The following is a 15,347-nucleotide window of genomic DNA, read 5'->3' as shown; positions in this document are numbered from 1 at the left end:
CCCCGCGAGGGGCGCGGGGCCGTCACACAGGCGGCTTCGCCGCACGGGCGCGCTCAGCCACCGACGGCCCGCGGTTTCTCCAGACCCTTGACCCGCTGAGCGCTCGGCTCCGGACGCGGTGCGCAGGCCGCGTGCCGCTCCGGCAGCCGCCCCTCCAGCAGGTACGCCTCCACGTACCCGTTGACGCACGTGTTGGACCCCCAGCCCACCCCGTGGTTACCGGCGTCCCGCTCGGTCACCAGCACCGAGCCCCAGAGCCGCCGGTGCAGTTCGAGCGCCCCGGCATAGGGCGCGGCCGCGTCCCGCTCGGCCGCGAGGATCAGCGTGGGCGGCAGCTCCCCGGGCCCGGTCCGCACGTCGAACGGTCGCTGACGCGGCCCGCCCCAGTACGCGCACGGCAGGTTCGTCCACACGTTGTCCCACGTCTCGAAGGGCGCGGTCCGCGCGAGCCGCGTGTTGTCACGGTCCCAGACCCGCCACCGCGTCGGCCAGGGCCCGTCGTTGCACTCGACGGCCGTGTAGACGGCGCTCGCGTTCTCCTGCTCGACGGCCGCCCCCGGGTACGGGCCGGCGATCCGGACCAGCGGCTTCGGGTCGCCCTTCAGATACGCGGAGAGCGCCAGGGCACGCTGCGGCCAGTGGTCGTCGTAGTACGCGGCCTGCAGGAACGCGCCCTGCAGCTGGCCCGGCCCCACCTTGCCCCCGGCGGGCCGGGCGGCCAGCCGCGCCGCCGCCCGCTCATAACTGCGCAGCACCTTCTCCGGGGTGTCACCCAGCCCGTACACCCTGTGGTGTCTGGCGACCCAGGCCCGGAAGTCGGCCCAGCGTCCCTCGAACGCCGCCGACTGGTCGAGGTTGTTGCGGTACCAGATCTGCTCGGGGTCCGGGTTCACCGCCGAGTCGAAGACCATCCGGCGTACGTGCGAGGGGAACAGCGACGCGTACAGCGCCCCGAAGTACGTCCCGTACGACGCCCCCATGAACGTCAGCCGGGGCTCGCCGAGCGCGGCGCGCAGTACGTCCAGGTCACGGGCGTTGTTGAGGGAGTGGTAGTGCCGCAGCGCGCTCCCGCCCCGCCGCGCACACCCGCGCGCGAACGCCTTGGCCCGCGCGATGCGCTCCTTCTTGTACGCCTCCGAGGGGTGCGTCGGCGCCGGTGAGAGCCCCTGGTGCAGCCGCTTCGGGTCCCGGCAGGACAGCGGCGCCGAACGGCCGACCCCGCGCGGGGCGTACCCGACGAGGTCGTACGCGGCGGCGACCCGCTTCCAGCCAGGGAGGTGGCCGACGAGCGGAAAGAACATCCCGGAGGCCCCGGGCCCCCCGGGATTGAACACGAGCGCCCCCTGCCGGGCGACCTTCTTCCCCTTGGCGTCCTTGCCCTTGGCTTCGACCCGGCTGACGGTCAGCGAGATCTGCCTGCCGTCGGGCCGTGCGTAGTCGAGCGGCACCTTGACCGTCCCGCACCGCACCCCGTCCGGCAGACCTTCCACCACAGGGCACTTCCCGAACCGAATACCTTCGTCCGCCGCCCGCGCCGCCGCCCGCTCGACGGCCGGCTCCGCCGCCCGGCCGGTACGCGTGTCACCCCCGGCCGGGGGAGCGGCGAGGCCACTCGACACCACCGCCGCGACAGTCCCGTAGAGAACGGCAGCCCGCATAGCGAATCCCTCCGAAGAACGACAGCGACAAAGGGATGTTTGGTAGTAAAGAGGGTGAATGTAAAGCACCGTTCGAGGGTGTCGCCGCCCATCGGGCCCCGGACGGCACTATCGCTGCTCGAACGCCGCCCGCAACTCGGGAGAGTCCACCGCTCCCACCCCCCGGACGGCCACGGAGACAAGGTCCGCCACGTCACCTGCGCCCCGCCCGACCAGGGCCCCCAACACCCGCACCCCCTCCGGCGACGCCCACCGCGAACCAGGCGGCCCCTCGACCCGCGCGACGACCAGACAGCTGAGGGTCAGCACCAGCGGCAACGCGAACCACAACGCGACCAGCACGCGGTGCTCCTGGAACCCGTGCGAGGGCAGCATCAACGCCAGCGCCCCCAGTGCGCACACGCCCAGCGCGGCCCCCCGTACCTGCGTGACCGCGTCGGCCACGGCCGTCCGCGCGGCGTCCGGTACGGCCAGCCCCGCCGCGACGAGCCGGTCGGAGAGGTGCCGTACGGACTCCGCGGCCGCTGCGGTCCGCCGGACGGGCGCTATCCGGGACTGTCCGCCCGGGCCTATCGCGCCTATGACGGAGCGTTCCATCTCGTCCCGCCCGTCCGGGTCCACGACGGTCGCCCAGCCGGTGTGGGCGAGGAGGAGCCGGCGCTGGCGGGCCATGGACACGAGGGTGAGGTCGGCGACACGCGCCGGGCCGCCGGACAGGAACGCCGCCTCGTACAGCGTGAGTCGGTGGCAGTGGTGTACATGGTCGGCGCGGACGTCGGTGGCGGCGGCCGCCGCGCGCAACGAGGTCAGGCACAGCCGGGCACAGGACACGCCGGCGGCGGCCCAGGCGAGGAGGAGGAAGAGGACCCAGAGCATGGCGTGTTTCTATGCGTCGGCCGGGGGTGGCGGCGCGCGATGTCCGTAATCCGGAGGGAAGGTTCCCGGTCTCTTCCGTTTGTTCGCCGTTGCGGCCCGCAATTGCCAGGTCCCGGGAGCGGCGGGACGGCCGGGTTGTAGGGTCCGGCCAGGGGGTGATCATGTCGGGTCGCGGCTGGGACGACGACAGTGAGTACCACGACGCGGCGCGGCGGGCCGATCGGGCGGCACGGTTCGGCTGGGCGGCCGTCGGCGGCACGGTAGGGGCGCTCGGCTGCGTGCTGATCGCCGCGGCCGTCGTCTGCGCGGTCGCGGTCGCCGCGTTCGTGTACCTCGTGGTGGCGAGGGGCTACTAGACGATTCCTAGTCGTCGTCCGCCGGGCCGTTGGCAGCCGGGGGCAGGGTCAGGCGCGGTGAGGGCGTCGCCGGGGGCGGGGCGGTCGGCGAGGGGGCCACCGGGATCGGGGAGCCGGGGTCGACCGACGGGCCGGGCGGGGCCGGGGAGTTGGTGAGGGGCGGGGCGCTCGCGGAGACGGTGTCACGGGCGATCGCGTCGTAGTCGACGAGCCCGGTGGCCTCCAGGACCTTGATGTGGTCCAGGACGGTGGTGTTGGCGTCGTCGGCGAGGTCGCGGACCAGCGAGTTGCGAGTGGTGGCGCGGACCTGGGCGACGACGGAGAAGACCCTGCCGTGCGCCAGGCGCAGGACGTTGGCGAACTCGCGGTCGTAACTCTCGCCCTGCGCCGCGGTCAGGCTGTCCAGCCACGCCCTCTGCTGGTCGTTCGGCTGGTTGGGCAGGGACAGGCCGAGGCGGGCGGCGACGTTGCGGACGCGGGCGTCGAGGAAGGTGTGTCCCTCGATGAGATGCGCGCCGGCCGTCCGTACGGCCTGGGTGGTGCCCTTCGTCTCGGCCTGCTGCCCGGCGGGCAGTTCCCACAGCCCCGCCAGCCTGACCTTGGTGATGAACTCCCGGTCCAGGGCGGACAGCGGACCGTACTGCGTCGTGACGGTGGACGCGTTGAGCACACTGACGCCGGTGCCGGAGCGGTCCGCGTACGACCAGATCGGGAACACCAGCGCGGTGAGCGTCGCCGTCAGTCCGGCGACGATGAGTCCTGTGCCACTGAAGGGTCCCCCTCTACCGCTGGTGGTTCGCATGGCGCCTCCTGCTCGCGGCACCGCACGCTAATGCGCAACGGGTGCTGGTCGGCCTACGGACTGGCATGTTACTGCCGAGTCCACGCCAACTGCCGTATGCGGAGGAACGGTTGAGGAGGGGACAAAGTGCTTCGGATGGGGTATGCGGAGCGGTGGATGAATCGCGCCAAAACATGGCGTATGGATGGCAAACCCGTGTCTGGGGTACGGGTGTGTTAATCGCAGCACATTCTGGGGGCAACACCCCGGCTCAGCGGCGTAGCAGCACCCTGCGGGTCGCGCGGGCCAGCCGGGCCGTCGGGCGCTGGGAGAGCGGGGCGGGACCCGAGCGCTCCAGCCACCACCGGCGCAGCTCGCGGAGGAGGTCCCCGTCGTCGGGGCGGCCCGTGAGGAGCACGTGCTCGGCGAAGGAGAGGGCGTCACGCCGGTAGCCGTCGGCCATCGGGTGGCCCTGCGCGTACGCGACGAAGGCCGGCCGGTACGACGGGCCGAGGATCTCCGGGAGCTCCGGCGCCACCTTCGCCACGACGTCCGCCCGCTTGGCCGCGAGGGCCCGCGCCTGGACACCCAGCCGCACCCGGTCGAACCCCTCGGGCACCGGCGTCCCCGCGACCAGCGCGGACAGCAGCGCGGCCTGCGCGAGCCCGAGCCGCTGGCGGGCGACAGGCTCGGCCTCTGCGGTGGGCGTCGGCCCGGCGGAGAGCGCGTTCTTCTCGGGGTTCCGCACCTCGGCCTTCTCCAGCACCCCCCGGATCGCCCTCAGCTCCCGCTCCAGCTCGCCCGGCTCGGGGAAGTTGTCGTCACGCTCCAGGAGGACGCCCGGCGGGGTCACCCGGGAGGTGAGGTCGGCGAGGACGTCGAGGACCTGCTGGGGGACGGGGTGGGCGTGGCTGTCGTGCCAGACGCCGTCCCGCTCGAAGCCCCCCGCGACATGGACGTACGCGATGGCCTCGACCGGCAGTTCGTCGAGCGCCTTGGCCGGGTCCTCGCCCCGGTTGACGTGGTTGGTGTGCAGGTTCGCCACGTCGATGAGGAGCCGGACGCCGGTGCGGTCGACGAGGTCGTAGAGGAACTGACCCTCGGTCATCTCCTCCCCCGGCCAGTTGATGAGGGCGGCGATGTTCTCCAGCGCGAGCGGCACGGGCAGCGCGTCCTGGGCGATGCGGACGTTCTCGCACAGCACGTCCAGGGCGTCCCGGGTGCGCGGCACCGGCAGCAGGTGCCCGGCCTCCAGTTGCGGCGACGCGGTGAGGGCACCCCCCGCCCGGACGAACGCGATGTGCTCCGTGACGAGGGGGGCGCCCAGTGCCTCCGCGCGCTCGGCGAGGGAGCGAAGGCGCTGCTCGTCGGGGCGGTCGGCGCCGCCGAGGCCCAGGGAGACGCCGTGCGGCACCACCGTGACACCGCGCTCACGCAGCCGTAGCAGCGACTCGGCGATGTGGCCGGGACAGACGTTCTCGGCGACGACCTCGACCCAGTCGACACCGCCCGCCACACCGGCCATGCGCTCCACGGCCTCGGCGATCTCCGGCCGCCAGCCGATTCCCGTCCCCAACTGTGCGATCTGCTCCATCGTCCCCTCCTCGGTCACGCCGGCCACGGCTGCACCAGGACTGCGTCTCGTCGCGCCACGTCTCCCTACGCGGACCCGTGTTCCGGCGTGACGGAGTCATGGCCCCGGGATGAGGGTCCGAACCCCGTGGAGGGGACCTTCAGAGCAACATTTGAGCTTTCTACTGGACCGCCGGCTCGCCCTGGTCCTTGTTGATCTCCTCCGGGTCCGGACGGCCGGTGGGGACCTGGTTGGACGGGAAGGGCGACGGCTTCGACTGCACGTCCGGGTTGGTGGACGGCACCGCGGGGGGCGCGGCGGGCGGCACCTGACCGGGGGCGGGCGGCGGCGGGCCGGACGGGCTGGCGGTACCGCTGACCGAGTTGTTGGCGATGGTCGCGAAGTCGACCTCGCCGGTGGCCTCCAGGATCGTGATGTGGTCCAGCACGGTCTGGTTGGCGTCGGAGGCCAACTGACGGATCAGCGTGTTGCGGGTGGAGTTCCGTACGGAGGCGATCGCCGGGAAGATCTTGCCGTGGGCGGTCCGCAACAGGTTCGCCCAGACCTTGTTGTAGTCGGCCTCGCTCTTGGCGGCGGTCATCTGGTCCAGGAACCCCTGCTGCTCCGCCGTCGGCTGGTTCGGCAGCTCGACGCCCAGCTTCGCCGCGATGACCCGTGACCGCTTGTCGAGGTCGGTGTGGCCCACGATCAGGTGGTCGGCGGCTTCCCTGATGGCCTTGCTGCCGCTGCGCTCCAGGGCCTGCTGCCCGGCCGGCAGCTCCCACAGACCCGCCAGCCGCACGCGGATGAGCAGGTCGCGGTCGCCGGGGGTGAGCGGCCCCCACTGCGTGGTCACGGTGTCACCGGTGAGCGCGGCCGCGGCTGTCGCGTTGCGGTTGGGGTACGAGTAGAAGATGGGATAGGCGACCGCGGTGAGCGTGCCGGCGATCGCCAGGGCGACGAGGACTGAGCCCTTGGAGCGTCGCAAAAGAGCCTCCGGGAGGAAACCAACTGATCGTTGGGGTCTGACTGTTGCTTGGGGACGCGGATGGTGACCGCGGTGTGTGCCTGGTCCGTGGCCGCCGTTCGGCGGCGGAGCCGGGGTCGCGTCAGATCGTGCCGTTGGCGATCGCGTCGAAGTCGACCTGGCCGGTCTTCTCCAGGAACGTGATGTGGTCGAGCACGGTCTGGTTGGTGTCCGAGGCCAGCTGGCGCACCAGGGTGTTCTCGGTCTGGTTCCGGATCGTCCCGATGGCCGGGAAGATCTTGCCGTGGGCGGAGCGCAGCAGGTTGGCCCACACCCGGTCGAACTGGTCGTCCGTCGCGTTGTCCATCTGCTGGAGGAAGCCCTGCTGCTGCTCGTTCGGCACGTTCGGCAGCTCCATGCCCAGCTGGGAGGCCACGGCCCGCACCCGCTCGTCGAGGTCCTTGTGGCCCACGATCAGGTGGTCGGCCGCCTCCTTCACCTGAGGGCTCTTCGACCGCGCCATCGCCTTCTCGGCGGCGGGCAGCTCCCAGAGCCCAGCCAGCCGCACACGCATGATCAGATCCCGGTCGGAGGCCGTCAGCGGCCCCCACTGGGTGTTCACCGAGCCGGCGGCCATGTTGGCCTGAGCGGTGCCCGAGCGGTCGGCGTAGGACCATACGGGGAACGCCAGCGCGCCGACGGTGACGACGAGGGCAAGGCTGGCGATGAGCGAGCCGTTGAGACGCCGCAAAGTAATCCTCCCGGATGATGCCAACTGGTCGTTGGAACAGTTACTTGGCCAGTACCGGGGAGTACGTGTGGGGCGGCGGAGTTGTTCAACGGGCTTTGAAGCGGCTGAGCAGATCCAGTTCGGGCGGAGGGTCAGGCGGACACGATTCAACGCGACTCGGGCGGACGGCGGTCGATGAGTTCGGGCGGGCGCCGGTTGTCGGCCCGCCGCGCCTTCGGGTGACCGGGGGCTCAGCCGCGCAGCGCCCGATGGTCGGCGACCACCGTGCAGGAGCCCGGGGCGACCTCGGTGAAGCCCGCGTCTCGGACGAGGGGGAGGCCGGCGGTGGTGAGGGCCTGCCAGTGGGCGGGGGCGGCCGTGCGGACGGCGAGCGGGAAGCCCGCGTCCCGCCAGGCGGCGCGGGCCGCGTCGTCGAGGTCCCACCAGGCGAGCTGGGCGCCGTGACCCGCCTGGGCCATCGCCTTGCCCGCCGACATGTCGACCTCGGGGTTCAGCCAGAGGACGGGAGCGGCGGGGTCGGGATCGGCCGGCGGTTCCGGGTCGTCGAGGTCCGTGCCGGAGACCTGGAGGCGGGCCAGATCCTTGGGCCAGCCGTCGAGGGGGACCGGCGGGAAGACGCGCACCTCGGCCGACTTGCCCGCCACAGTGATCCCCGGCAGCGCCTCGGCCCGCCGCCACTCCGCGCCGCGCGCCCGCCGGACCACCTTCCTGATCCGGGCGTCCTGCCAGCTCCGCATCGCCTCGGCCCATTCTCCGTCGCCCAGCGACCGCGTGTCGCTCAGCATCACCAACACCGCCCGCGCCGCCGTCTCCAGCGCGTCCGTACGCGCCGGGGGAGCGTCCCGCTCGATGCGCGCGACCAGGGGCAGTACGAACTGCGGGGCCTCGTCACGCGCGGTCCGCTCGTCCCGGAAGGGGCTGTCCTGGGCGGGAGCGGGAGCGGGAGCAGGGGCCGGGGCCGGGGTGGGGGTCAGGTCGTTCGTGGTCACCCGCCCAGTCTGCCAGGCGGAAGACGCGTTACCCGGGACACGTACTCGCCCGCTTGTACGAGGATGGGGGCATGGAACGTGAGTTACTGCTGAGGCTGGAGGGTGTCGGCCGCCGCTACGGGTTCCGGGGCGCCTGGGTGCTGCGCGGCGTCGACCTGGAGATCGCCCCCGGCGCGCTGATCCGGGTCGAGGGCGCGAACGGCACCGGCAAGTCGACGCTGCTCCGCGTCCTCGCCGGGCTCGACGCCCCCACGGAGGGCCGGGCGACGGGGCGCCCGCGCACGGCGTACGTCCCCGAACGCTTCCCCGCCGCACTGCCGTTCACCGCCGCCGAGTACCTCACGCATCTCGGCGCCGTCCACGGCCTGGACCGCCCGGCCGCCGCCCGCGCGGCCGCCGAGTGGCTGGAGCGCTTCGGGGCCGCCGAGTACGCCCGTACGCCCATGGGGGAACTCTCCAAGGGCAGCAGCCAGAAGGTCGCCGTGGCCCAAGCCCTGCTCGCCGGACCGGAGTTGCTCGTCCTCGACGAGGCGTGGACCGGTCTGGACGCCGACGCCCGCGACGAGCTGGAGCGCGTGGTGGTCGAGCGGACCGCCGCCGGGGCCGCGGCGGTGTTCGTCGACCATGACCCGAGGCGGCTGGCGGGGGCGCCGGACGCGACGTACGCGGTGGTCGGGGGCTCCCTCGACCTCCTTGGTGGGAAGGGGACTTCGCCGGCGGAGGTGGGTGACCGCCGGCCGGCCGTCTCCGTCTCTGTCGTCGTGGAGGGGCGGGGACCGTCGGGTGCCCAAGTCCCGGACGGGGTACGGAAACTGGTGACGGCCGTCGAGGAGACGGCCTCCGGGGCGCACCGGTTCACCGTGCCGCAGGCCGGCTCGGACGCCCTGCTCAGGGCGTTGCTGGAGGCTCGCCCGCCCTGGCACGTGGTGAGCGTGGGTCCGGCTCGCGCTCCGGCCGACTCGCCGGAACCCGAAGCCCCGGCTGAACCGGCACCGGCACCGGCACCGGCACAAAAACGGCGCAAGGAAGTGGAAATGGCACCGGAAATGGCACCGGAAATGGAAGTGGAGAGCTCCTGATGACCGCCCTGCTCCGCTACCAGGCCGCCCTCCTCGTGCGCTCCCAGCGCTGGCTGCCGCCCGTCATCCTGTACGCGGCGTTCCTCGGCATCGGTGTGCAGAGCGGGCAGCCGGTGCTCGACTCCCTCGGCTACACGGCCGCCGCGCTGCTGCCCGTGTCCGCCTGGCTGACGCGGATCTGCGTCACCAACGAGCCGCCCGCCGCCCGCAGTTGTACGGGCGCGGCGGCCGGACCGGGCCGGGCGCACCTGGCCTGCGTCCTGGTCGCGTTCTCGGCGGCCGTGCTCCTCGGCACGGTGGCCACGGTTCTCGTCACGATCATCAGCGCCCCCACGAGCACGGACCACCAGACGCGCGTGGAGTCACTCCCGGCGGGCGGCGCGGGCTTCCTGGCCGTGCTCGTCTGCGCCCTCCTCGGAACGGCGGTCGGCGCGCTCACGAACTGGCCGCTGCTGCGCTCGCCGGGCCGAGCCGTTCCCACCCTGCTCCTCGGCGCGCTGCTGGCCCTGGTGGTGGCCGGGTCCCCGGCCCGGATCGCGGTCACGGCCCTGGTCGACGGCTCGCAGCACGCGACGATCCCGGTCCCCGTCCTGCCCCTGATCGCGGCCGGGCTCCTCACGGCGGCCGCCACGGCCGTGGCCTGCGCCCTGACGACCCGCCGCGCGGCCTGAACGGGCCCGCGCGTCAGCCGGAGCAGGCGGTCCGCTCGGCCTCCCGCCTCCCCCAATTCTCGACTTCGCTCGAACCGGGGGGGACCCCCATCACACCGGGCACAGGGTGATCCCCTTCCGGGACTCCGGATACTCGGTGGGCTTCCGGCACAGGACGCACTCGGCGAAGGGCGGGCCGTCGGTCGTGGCCCGGGCGGGTACCTGGGCCGCGGGCGTCTGTCCGGTGCCGCAGTAGTCGCTCATAAGTCCAGCGTAGAGCGACCGGCCGGGGACCGGCTCAGGACACGGTCGCTGCCGTCGCTGCCGTCGTCGCCGTGGCCCCGACCAGCTCCGACACCTTCACGAACCGGAACCCGCGCGCCCGAAGCGTCGGCACGATCTTCCGTACGGCTCTCTCCGTCACCGGCGCGGCACTCCGCGTGCAGTGCATGACCACGATGGATCCGGGCCGCACCCCGTCCAGCACCTCTCGCACCACGTCGTCCGCGTCCGTCGCGAACGCGTCCCCGCTCACCACGTCCCACTGCACGGCGGTCACGCCGGACGCGCTGAGCTGCCGCAGCGCACGGCTGTCGTAGCAGCCGCCGGGGAAGCGGAAATACGGCATCGGATCCGTCACCCCCGCCGCACGGAACACCCGGTAGGCCCGCTCCAGATCCGCCCGCATGCGCCCCGGCTCCATGGTCGGCAGGCCGTAGCAGTTCTTGGTGAAGGCGTGATGGCTGTACGAGTGGTTCGCCACCTCGAACTGGGGGTCCCGCCCGATGGACCGCGCCTGGATCGGATACTCCTCGACCCATCGACCCGTCATGAACACCGTGGCCGGAACCTCCAGTTGCCGCAGCGCGGCGATCAGCTCCGGATTGTCGAACCGCTCGCCCGCGGCGGCCCGCTCCCCCTGATCCGCGGTCATGTCCGCGTCGAAGGTGAGCGCGACGGTCTTGTCGGTGCGGGTCCGCAAACCGTGCTTGAACACCGGGGTCAGCCCGGCCGGGCCCGGCGCGAGCGTGGGCGGCCGGGACGACGACACGGCCGAGGGACTGGCGGTGGCGTTCACGATGCGCGTCGAGGCGTGCGGTGTGCCACAGGCGGTGAGCGAGGCGCCGAGTACGCCGAGTACGCAGAGCGCGGTGATTCTTCGTACAGGACTGATCACCGCACGAAAGTACGGCGGTGGGGTCGGCGGACAGTCGGTTCGGCTGCCGGACTACAGGGAGTCCGGCACGAAGTCACCCGCCTGGGTGACGGAGGGAGTTCAGGCGGTGGGGGCGAGGGCAGCTCCGGGCCGACGGGGTGCTGGGAGTCGCGGACGTGGATGGCGGAGGGGAGGGTGGCGACTTGTACGCAGTCGTCGCCCTGGGCGCTGCTGTACGTCGACTCTCGCCGGGCGAGCGCGGTGTCGCAGGCCACGATCAACTCGCCCAGCGTCACGAAGGGTTACGCGTACTGTCCTTCGAACACGTGTGTACGGCCGCGGTCCGTAGACACGCGTCGTCTTCTACAGTCGGCGTGTGGCGCGATTCCTGCAGTGGTCCCCCGTGGTCGGCGTCGGCCATGTCGTCGTGTTCCTGGTGCGGCACCCGGCCGAGGGGTCGGGCGACGCGATGCGGCACGACTTCGCGGTGCAGGGGCTGTTGGCGCGCCGCAGGTATCGCCTGGACGCGCCGGACTCGCGCGAGACCGTGCCCGTGACCGGTGGGCGGCGGCCCGGGGCCGAGGTGTACGTGGGCGACCTGGGGCCGTACCCGGTGACGCTGGCGTGGTCGAGTCAGGGGGAGTTCCTCGATGCCTGCCGCGCGCTGGCCCCGCATGTCGAGCCCACCGGTTTCCTGGTCCGGGACCACTACGCGGTGCGTGTCGAGGACGGCGAGTGCCGGGTGACCGAACTCGACGGACGGCCGTGGACGGAGGTGCTGGTGAGCCAGTGCCCGCCGGACGCGGCGTGGTCGCTGCTCCTGCACGAACCGCGAGCCTGTGTACGGGGAGAGCGTCCGGTCCGGGAGGGCGTGCTGGACCAGGCACGTGCGGCACTCGCGGTGGCGCCGGAGGTGTCGTCCGGCTCGGCCGCGCACGAGGCCCGGGTCCTGGCCGCCCGGCTGCTGTTGCTGCTCGGCCGTCCGGAGGAGGCGGTGCCGTACGCCGAGGAGACGGCTTACGCGGACGGCGGCGTGCCCGCGCGGGTGCGGGCGGACGCGTATGCCGTCCTGGGCCGGGTGTGGGAGCACGCGGGGGAGGGACGCAAGGCGCTGGAGGCGTTGCGACTCGCCTGCGAGACCGATGCCAGGGGAACCGATGCCGACGGGACCGGCCCGGGTGGGGCCGGCCTCGCGCAGGCCCGGGCCGAGCATCGGCGTGCGCTGGCCGTCGCGCTGGCGAGGGCAGGGCGGCCGGCGGAGGCGGAGGCGCTGCTGATGCCGGACGGCTTCAGCGGGTTGACGTTCGTCGAGGCCGCGCGGGCACTGGTCGATCTCGACGAGGCCGACACGGCCCGCGCCCTGCTGCGGGCGGGCCTGGCCCTCGATCCCGGCCTGCTCGCCGCCCCGGGCGACGGTTGGCCGCGTCCGCCGGATCTGTCCTGGGCGCTCATGAGCGGTTTCGGTGATGTGCTGATCGAGGCGCGGGCGTCGGCGATGCGACGTGGCTGAGGACTTCGAGGCGGTCCAGGCGTGGCCGTTCCGTTCCACGGCCGGTGTGGTGCTGGCCGTGAACGAGTCCCAGGAGGGGCCCGTCGCGGAGGCGTTCGCGGCGGCCCGGCCGTTCCCCCTCCAACTCACCCTCTCGACACGCCGGTTGCGCACGCGCGGCGGCCAGGAGTACGAACTCCCGCCGACTCACGACAGGTGGTACCTCGCCCTCCCCGGGCATGCCCGCACCTATTACACCGAGTCCGTCCAGGAGTTCATGGCGGAGGTGGCACCGCATCTGGAGGACGCCTGGTTCGTCACGTCACTGGACTTCGACAGCCATGGCCACGACTGGCGCATAAGGGACGGTGTGCTGACGGTGACCGAGCGGGAGTTCCCGCACGGCGTGCTGGGACACCTGGAGCGCCAGGGCGACGGTTACACCCATAGGCTGGTCGTCAACGAGTCGTACGGGAAGCAGCGCGTGGCCGAGAGCGTCTTCTATTGGCTCGACAGCGAGGTCGAGACACTGACGAGGCTCGCCCCGCAGCGATGGGAGACGCTGCACGCCCACGGCGCGGCACTCCTGCGACGCGGTGCCTGGCCCCAGGCCCTGGACAGCCTGCGACGCTGCCTGACCGCACTCGACGGATCAGGCCAGGACGACGACCACCCGCTGCGGACCCTACGGCCGATGGTCCTCGCGGACGTACGGGCCCGTCTCACGGAGGCACTGAGCGCGATCTCCCCCGGGGAGGCGCTGGACGGCGCCCGCGCCTACGAGCCGCTGTGGCGGCAGACGGACTGTGCCCGCGGTCTGGAACTGCTCGCCGTACTGGAGACGCTGCACGGCAACCGGTCGGAGGCCGTACGGCAGTGGCTGGCCACCGTGACCGCCGGCGGACGGGCCGTCCGCCGCGACCACACCCCGGCGGATCTGGCGGCGGACTTCTACGCGATGGCCCAAGTCCGTGCCACCCAGGGCGTCGACCGGTACGAGGAGGCGGTGGACTGGCTGCTCGCCGCCCTCGTCGTGCGCCCTTCCCTGGAGGCCACGGCACGCGCCGAACCCGGCCTGGCCACCCTGTGTGCCGACCCCCGGGTGCGCGCCCGCCTCGACGCCGCGGCCGGGTCGAGGCCCCCACAACCGCGGGCACTGGAGGCGATCTGGCACCACGGGTACCACAAGGGCGAACACCACCCCCTTCCGTACCCCTTCCACACCCACCTCGTGGAGACCGAGGCGGACGTCGCCGACCTCCTCGCGGTGCTGGGAGAAGGTGACGACGAGGTCCTCCTGATCGACGCGGACGCCCCGACCCGGCAGTCGGCCGGCCACAGCCTCCGCGCGGCCGTGGCCCATGGCTTCACCTACTTCGGCTTCTCCGACCCCGGCCACCGCGCATGGTGGACCGTCGGCGACCCGGCCTCCCCACCTCACTCCCCCCACTGGTGGGACACCCGCTACCCACCCGGCTCGGGCCTTCCGGCCTCCCGCGCCGCGACCGTCATCCGGGAATTCCTGCACACCGGCGCCCGCCCGACCTGCGTGCGATGGAGCCGCCGAGCCTGAGAGTCCCGGCGGAGTCTCTCCATGCCCTGTCGTGGGGTGCCGGGCGCAGGTCAGGTGGTCGTCATCGGCGCCACGGCCCCGTCACCGCGAACGTCGTGCCCGGGGCGTAGCAGTTGACGTACATCGTCTGCCCGTCGGGGGCGAAGGTGACGCCTGCGAACTCGCCCCATTCCGGGTCGGTCGGGGTGCCGATGTTCTGGGCGTTGCGGGCCATGGCGTAGACGGTGCCGTGGCGGGTCACGCCGTAGACGTGCTGGGTGCCGCTGCCGTCCTCGCAGACCATGAGGCCGCCGGAGGGGGCGAGGCAGATGTTGTCGGGGGATTCGCCGGGGAGTTGGAGGTCGGTGTCGGGGCCGAAGGCGATCACCAGGGTGAGGGTGCGGTGGTCGGGGTCGTAGCGCCAGATCTGGCCGTAGTGGTCGGCGGCCGAGCCGTCAACGCTGCGGGCGAAGGAGGAGACGAAGTAGACGCATCGGCCGCCCCAGTAGCAGCCTTCCAGTTTCTGCGCGTGGGTGATGCCCTTGGGGCCGAAGTCCTGGTAACGGATGGCCGTTTGGGTGGCCAGGGGGTCGGGGACGTCCACCCATTCGATCCCCTCGAAGCAGGCTCCGGGGTCCTGGACGGGGGAGAGGTCGGGGACGCCCGGGACGCGCATCGCCTGTAGGCGACCGCCCGCGCGGAGTGAACCGAGGCCGCCCTTCGGCCTGTTGGGGAGGAAGCGGTAGAAGAGGCCGAAGGGGCGCTCGAAGGCGTCCTCCGTCTCGTAGACCACTCCGCGCTTCGGGTCGACGGCGACGGCCTCGTGCTGGAAACGGCCCATCGCCGTCAGGGGCACGGCCCCCGAGCGGCGCGGGTCGGCCGCGTCGACCTCGAAGATGAAGCCGTGGTCCTTGGTGTAGCCGTTCGTGCCGGCCCTGTCCTCGGTCTCCTCACAGGTCAGCCAGGTGCCCCAAGGGGTGGGGCCACCCGCGCAGTTGACCGCGGTGCCGGCGATGGCGACGCGTTCCGAGAGGACCTTGCCGCGGGCGTCGAGGGTCAGGGACGTACAGCCGCCCTTGCCCATCGGGTCATAGGTGAGGCCCTCGATCGTGGGGACCGGGATACGGCCGTTGTGGCGGTTCTCGTGGTTGCGGACGAGGTGTACGGCGCGAGCACCGCCGTGTCTGCCAGGGAAGGCGGACATGCCGTCGTGGTTGCTGGGGACCAGGCCCTCGCCGGAGCGGAGGGGGTCGCCCTCGCGGGACAGGACCTGATAGCGGAAACCTTTCGGCAGGTCGAGCAGGCCGTTCGGGTCGGGGATCAGGGGGCCGTACCCGGAGTGGCCGAGGTCACTCTGCGCGGCTGCCGAGCCCGCGAAGAGTTCGGAGAGGGCTCCGGTGAACGCGATGCCTGCGCCCAAGGCGCCGGAGCGGGCGAGGGCCTGACGGCGGGTCACTGACATGGGACTAC

General features: G+C 72.6%; 16 protein-coding genes. 5 read left to right on the top strand and 11 right to left on the bottom strand.

Going from position 1 to position 15,347, the window contains the following annotated elements:
• Nucleotides 1–53 precede the first annotated feature (53 nt).
• Nucleotides 54–1,658, bottom strand: coding sequence for an alpha/beta hydrolase (locus OG622_RS12860; protein ID WP_371575900.1), 1,605 nt, complete (start codon nt 1,656–1,658; stop codon nt 54–56).
• Between the two features lie 108 nt (nt 1,659–1,766).
• Entirely contained in the window at nt 1,767–2,534 is a 768-nt protein-coding gene (locus tag OG622_RS12855; RefSeq protein ID WP_371575898.1) for a TIGR04222 domain-containing membrane protein, read from the bottom strand.
• A gap of 161 nt (nt 2,535–2,695) precedes the next feature.
• Between OG622_RS12855 and OG622_RS12850 the strand changes: the two genes are divergently transcribed.
• Nucleotides 2,696–2,890 (top strand): hypothetical protein, encoded by a 195-nt coding sequence (locus OG622_RS12850; protein WP_371575895.1) that lies wholly within the window; start codon nt 2,696–2,698, stop codon nt 2,888–2,890.
• 7 nt (nt 2,891–2,897) lie between these two features.
• On the opposite strand, the gene OG622_RS12845 is transcribed toward OG622_RS12850, so the two are convergent.
• From OG622_RS12845 to OG622_RS12825, 5 genes are all read right to left on the bottom strand, one after another.
• Nucleotides 2,898–3,692, bottom strand: coding sequence for a DUF4142 domain-containing protein (locus OG622_RS12845; protein WP_371575893.1), 795 nt, complete (start codon nt 3,690–3,692; stop codon nt 2,898–2,900).
• Between the two features lie 250 nt (nt 3,693–3,942).
• Entirely contained in the window at nt 3,943–5,265 is a 1,323-nt protein-coding gene (locus OG622_RS12840) for a DUF692 domain-containing protein (protein ID WP_371575891.1), read from the bottom strand.
• A gap of 160 nt (nt 5,266–5,425) precedes the next feature.
• Nucleotides 5,426–6,232 carry a DUF4142 domain-containing protein gene (locus tag OG622_RS12835; protein WP_371575890.1) on the bottom strand — a complete coding sequence of 269 codons (807 nt, stop codon included), beginning with the start codon at nt 6,230–6,232 and terminating at the stop codon, nt 5,426–5,428.
• Between the two features lie 121 nt (nt 6,233–6,353).
• Nucleotides 6,354–6,962 carry a DUF4142 domain-containing protein gene (locus tag OG622_RS12830; protein WP_371575888.1) on the bottom strand — a complete coding sequence of 203 codons (609 nt, stop codon included), beginning with the start codon at nt 6,960–6,962 and terminating at the stop codon, nt 6,354–6,356.
• A gap of 230 nt (nt 6,963–7,192) precedes the next feature.
• Nucleotides 7,193–7,951: a peptidyl-tRNA hydrolase gene (locus OG622_RS12825; RefSeq protein ID WP_371575886.1), complete on the bottom strand. Its 759-nt coding sequence runs from the start codon at nt 7,949–7,951 to the stop codon at nt 7,193–7,195.
• A gap of 71 nt (nt 7,952–8,022) precedes the next feature.
• Between OG622_RS12825 and OG622_RS12820 the strand changes: the two genes are divergently transcribed.
• Entirely contained in the window at nt 8,023–9,030 is a 1,008-nt protein-coding gene (locus tag OG622_RS12820) for an ATP-binding cassette domain-containing protein (RefSeq protein WP_371575884.1), read from the top strand.
• Nucleotides 9,030–9,701: an ABC transporter gene (locus OG622_RS12815; RefSeq protein ID WP_371575883.1), complete on the top strand. Its 672-nt coding sequence runs from the start codon at nt 9,030–9,032 to the stop codon at nt 9,699–9,701. Before OG622_RS12820 ends, OG622_RS12815 begins: the two co-directional genes overlap by 1 nt.
• Before the next feature lie 90 nt (nt 9,702–9,791).
• Here the strand turns inward: OG622_RS12815 and OG622_RS12810 are convergent, their stop codons facing one another.
• From OG622_RS12810 to OG622_RS12800, 3 genes are read right to left on the bottom strand one after another with little or no spacing between them, the layout of a single operon-like run.
• Nucleotides 9,792–9,944, bottom strand: coding sequence for a hypothetical protein (locus OG622_RS12810; protein WP_371575881.1), 153 nt, complete (start codon nt 9,942–9,944; stop codon nt 9,792–9,794).
• Between the two features lie 34 nt (nt 9,945–9,978).
• Entirely contained in the window at nt 9,979–10,857 is an 879-nt protein-coding gene (locus OG622_RS12805; RefSeq protein WP_371575879.1) for a polysaccharide deacetylase family protein, read from the bottom strand.
• Complete coding sequence (locus OG622_RS12800) at nt 10,854–11,111, bottom strand: DUF397 domain-containing protein (protein ID WP_371584083.1); 258 nt, start codon at nt 11,109–11,111, stop codon at nt 10,854–10,856. Before OG622_RS12800 ends, OG622_RS12805 begins: the two co-directional genes overlap by 4 nt.
• A 101-nt stretch (nt 11,112–11,212) precedes the next feature.
• Here OG622_RS12800 and OG622_RS12795 point away from each other — a divergent pair, with 101 nt between their 5' ends.
• Together OG622_RS12795 and OG622_RS12790 are read left to right on the top strand one after the other, a co-directional pair.
• On the top strand, nt 11,213–12,346 hold the full coding sequence (locus OG622_RS12795; protein ID WP_371575877.1) for a hypothetical protein: 1,134 nt from the start codon (nt 11,213–11,215) through the stop codon (nt 12,344–12,346).
• On the top strand, nt 12,339–13,898 hold the full coding sequence (locus OG622_RS12790) for an Imm1 family immunity protein (RefSeq protein WP_371575875.1): 1,560 nt from the start codon (nt 12,339–12,341) through the stop codon (nt 13,896–13,898). Before OG622_RS12795 ends, OG622_RS12790 begins: the two co-directional genes overlap by 8 nt.
• Before the next feature lie 61 nt (nt 13,899–13,959).
• Here the strand turns inward: OG622_RS12790 and OG622_RS12785 are convergent, their stop codons facing one another.
• On the bottom strand, nt 13,960–15,339 hold the full coding sequence (locus OG622_RS12785) for an alkaline phosphatase PhoX (RefSeq protein ID WP_371575873.1): 1,380 nt from the start codon (nt 15,337–15,339) through the stop codon (nt 13,960–13,962).
• Nucleotides 15,340–15,347: the final 8 nt, after the last annotated feature.

Source organism: Streptomyces sp. NBC_01314 (genome assembly GCF_041435215.1).
Classification (GTDB): domain Bacteria; phylum Actinomycetota; class Actinomycetes; order Streptomycetales; family Streptomycetaceae; genus Streptomyces.
This window is presented reverse-complemented; position numbering and strand designations above follow the sequence as displayed.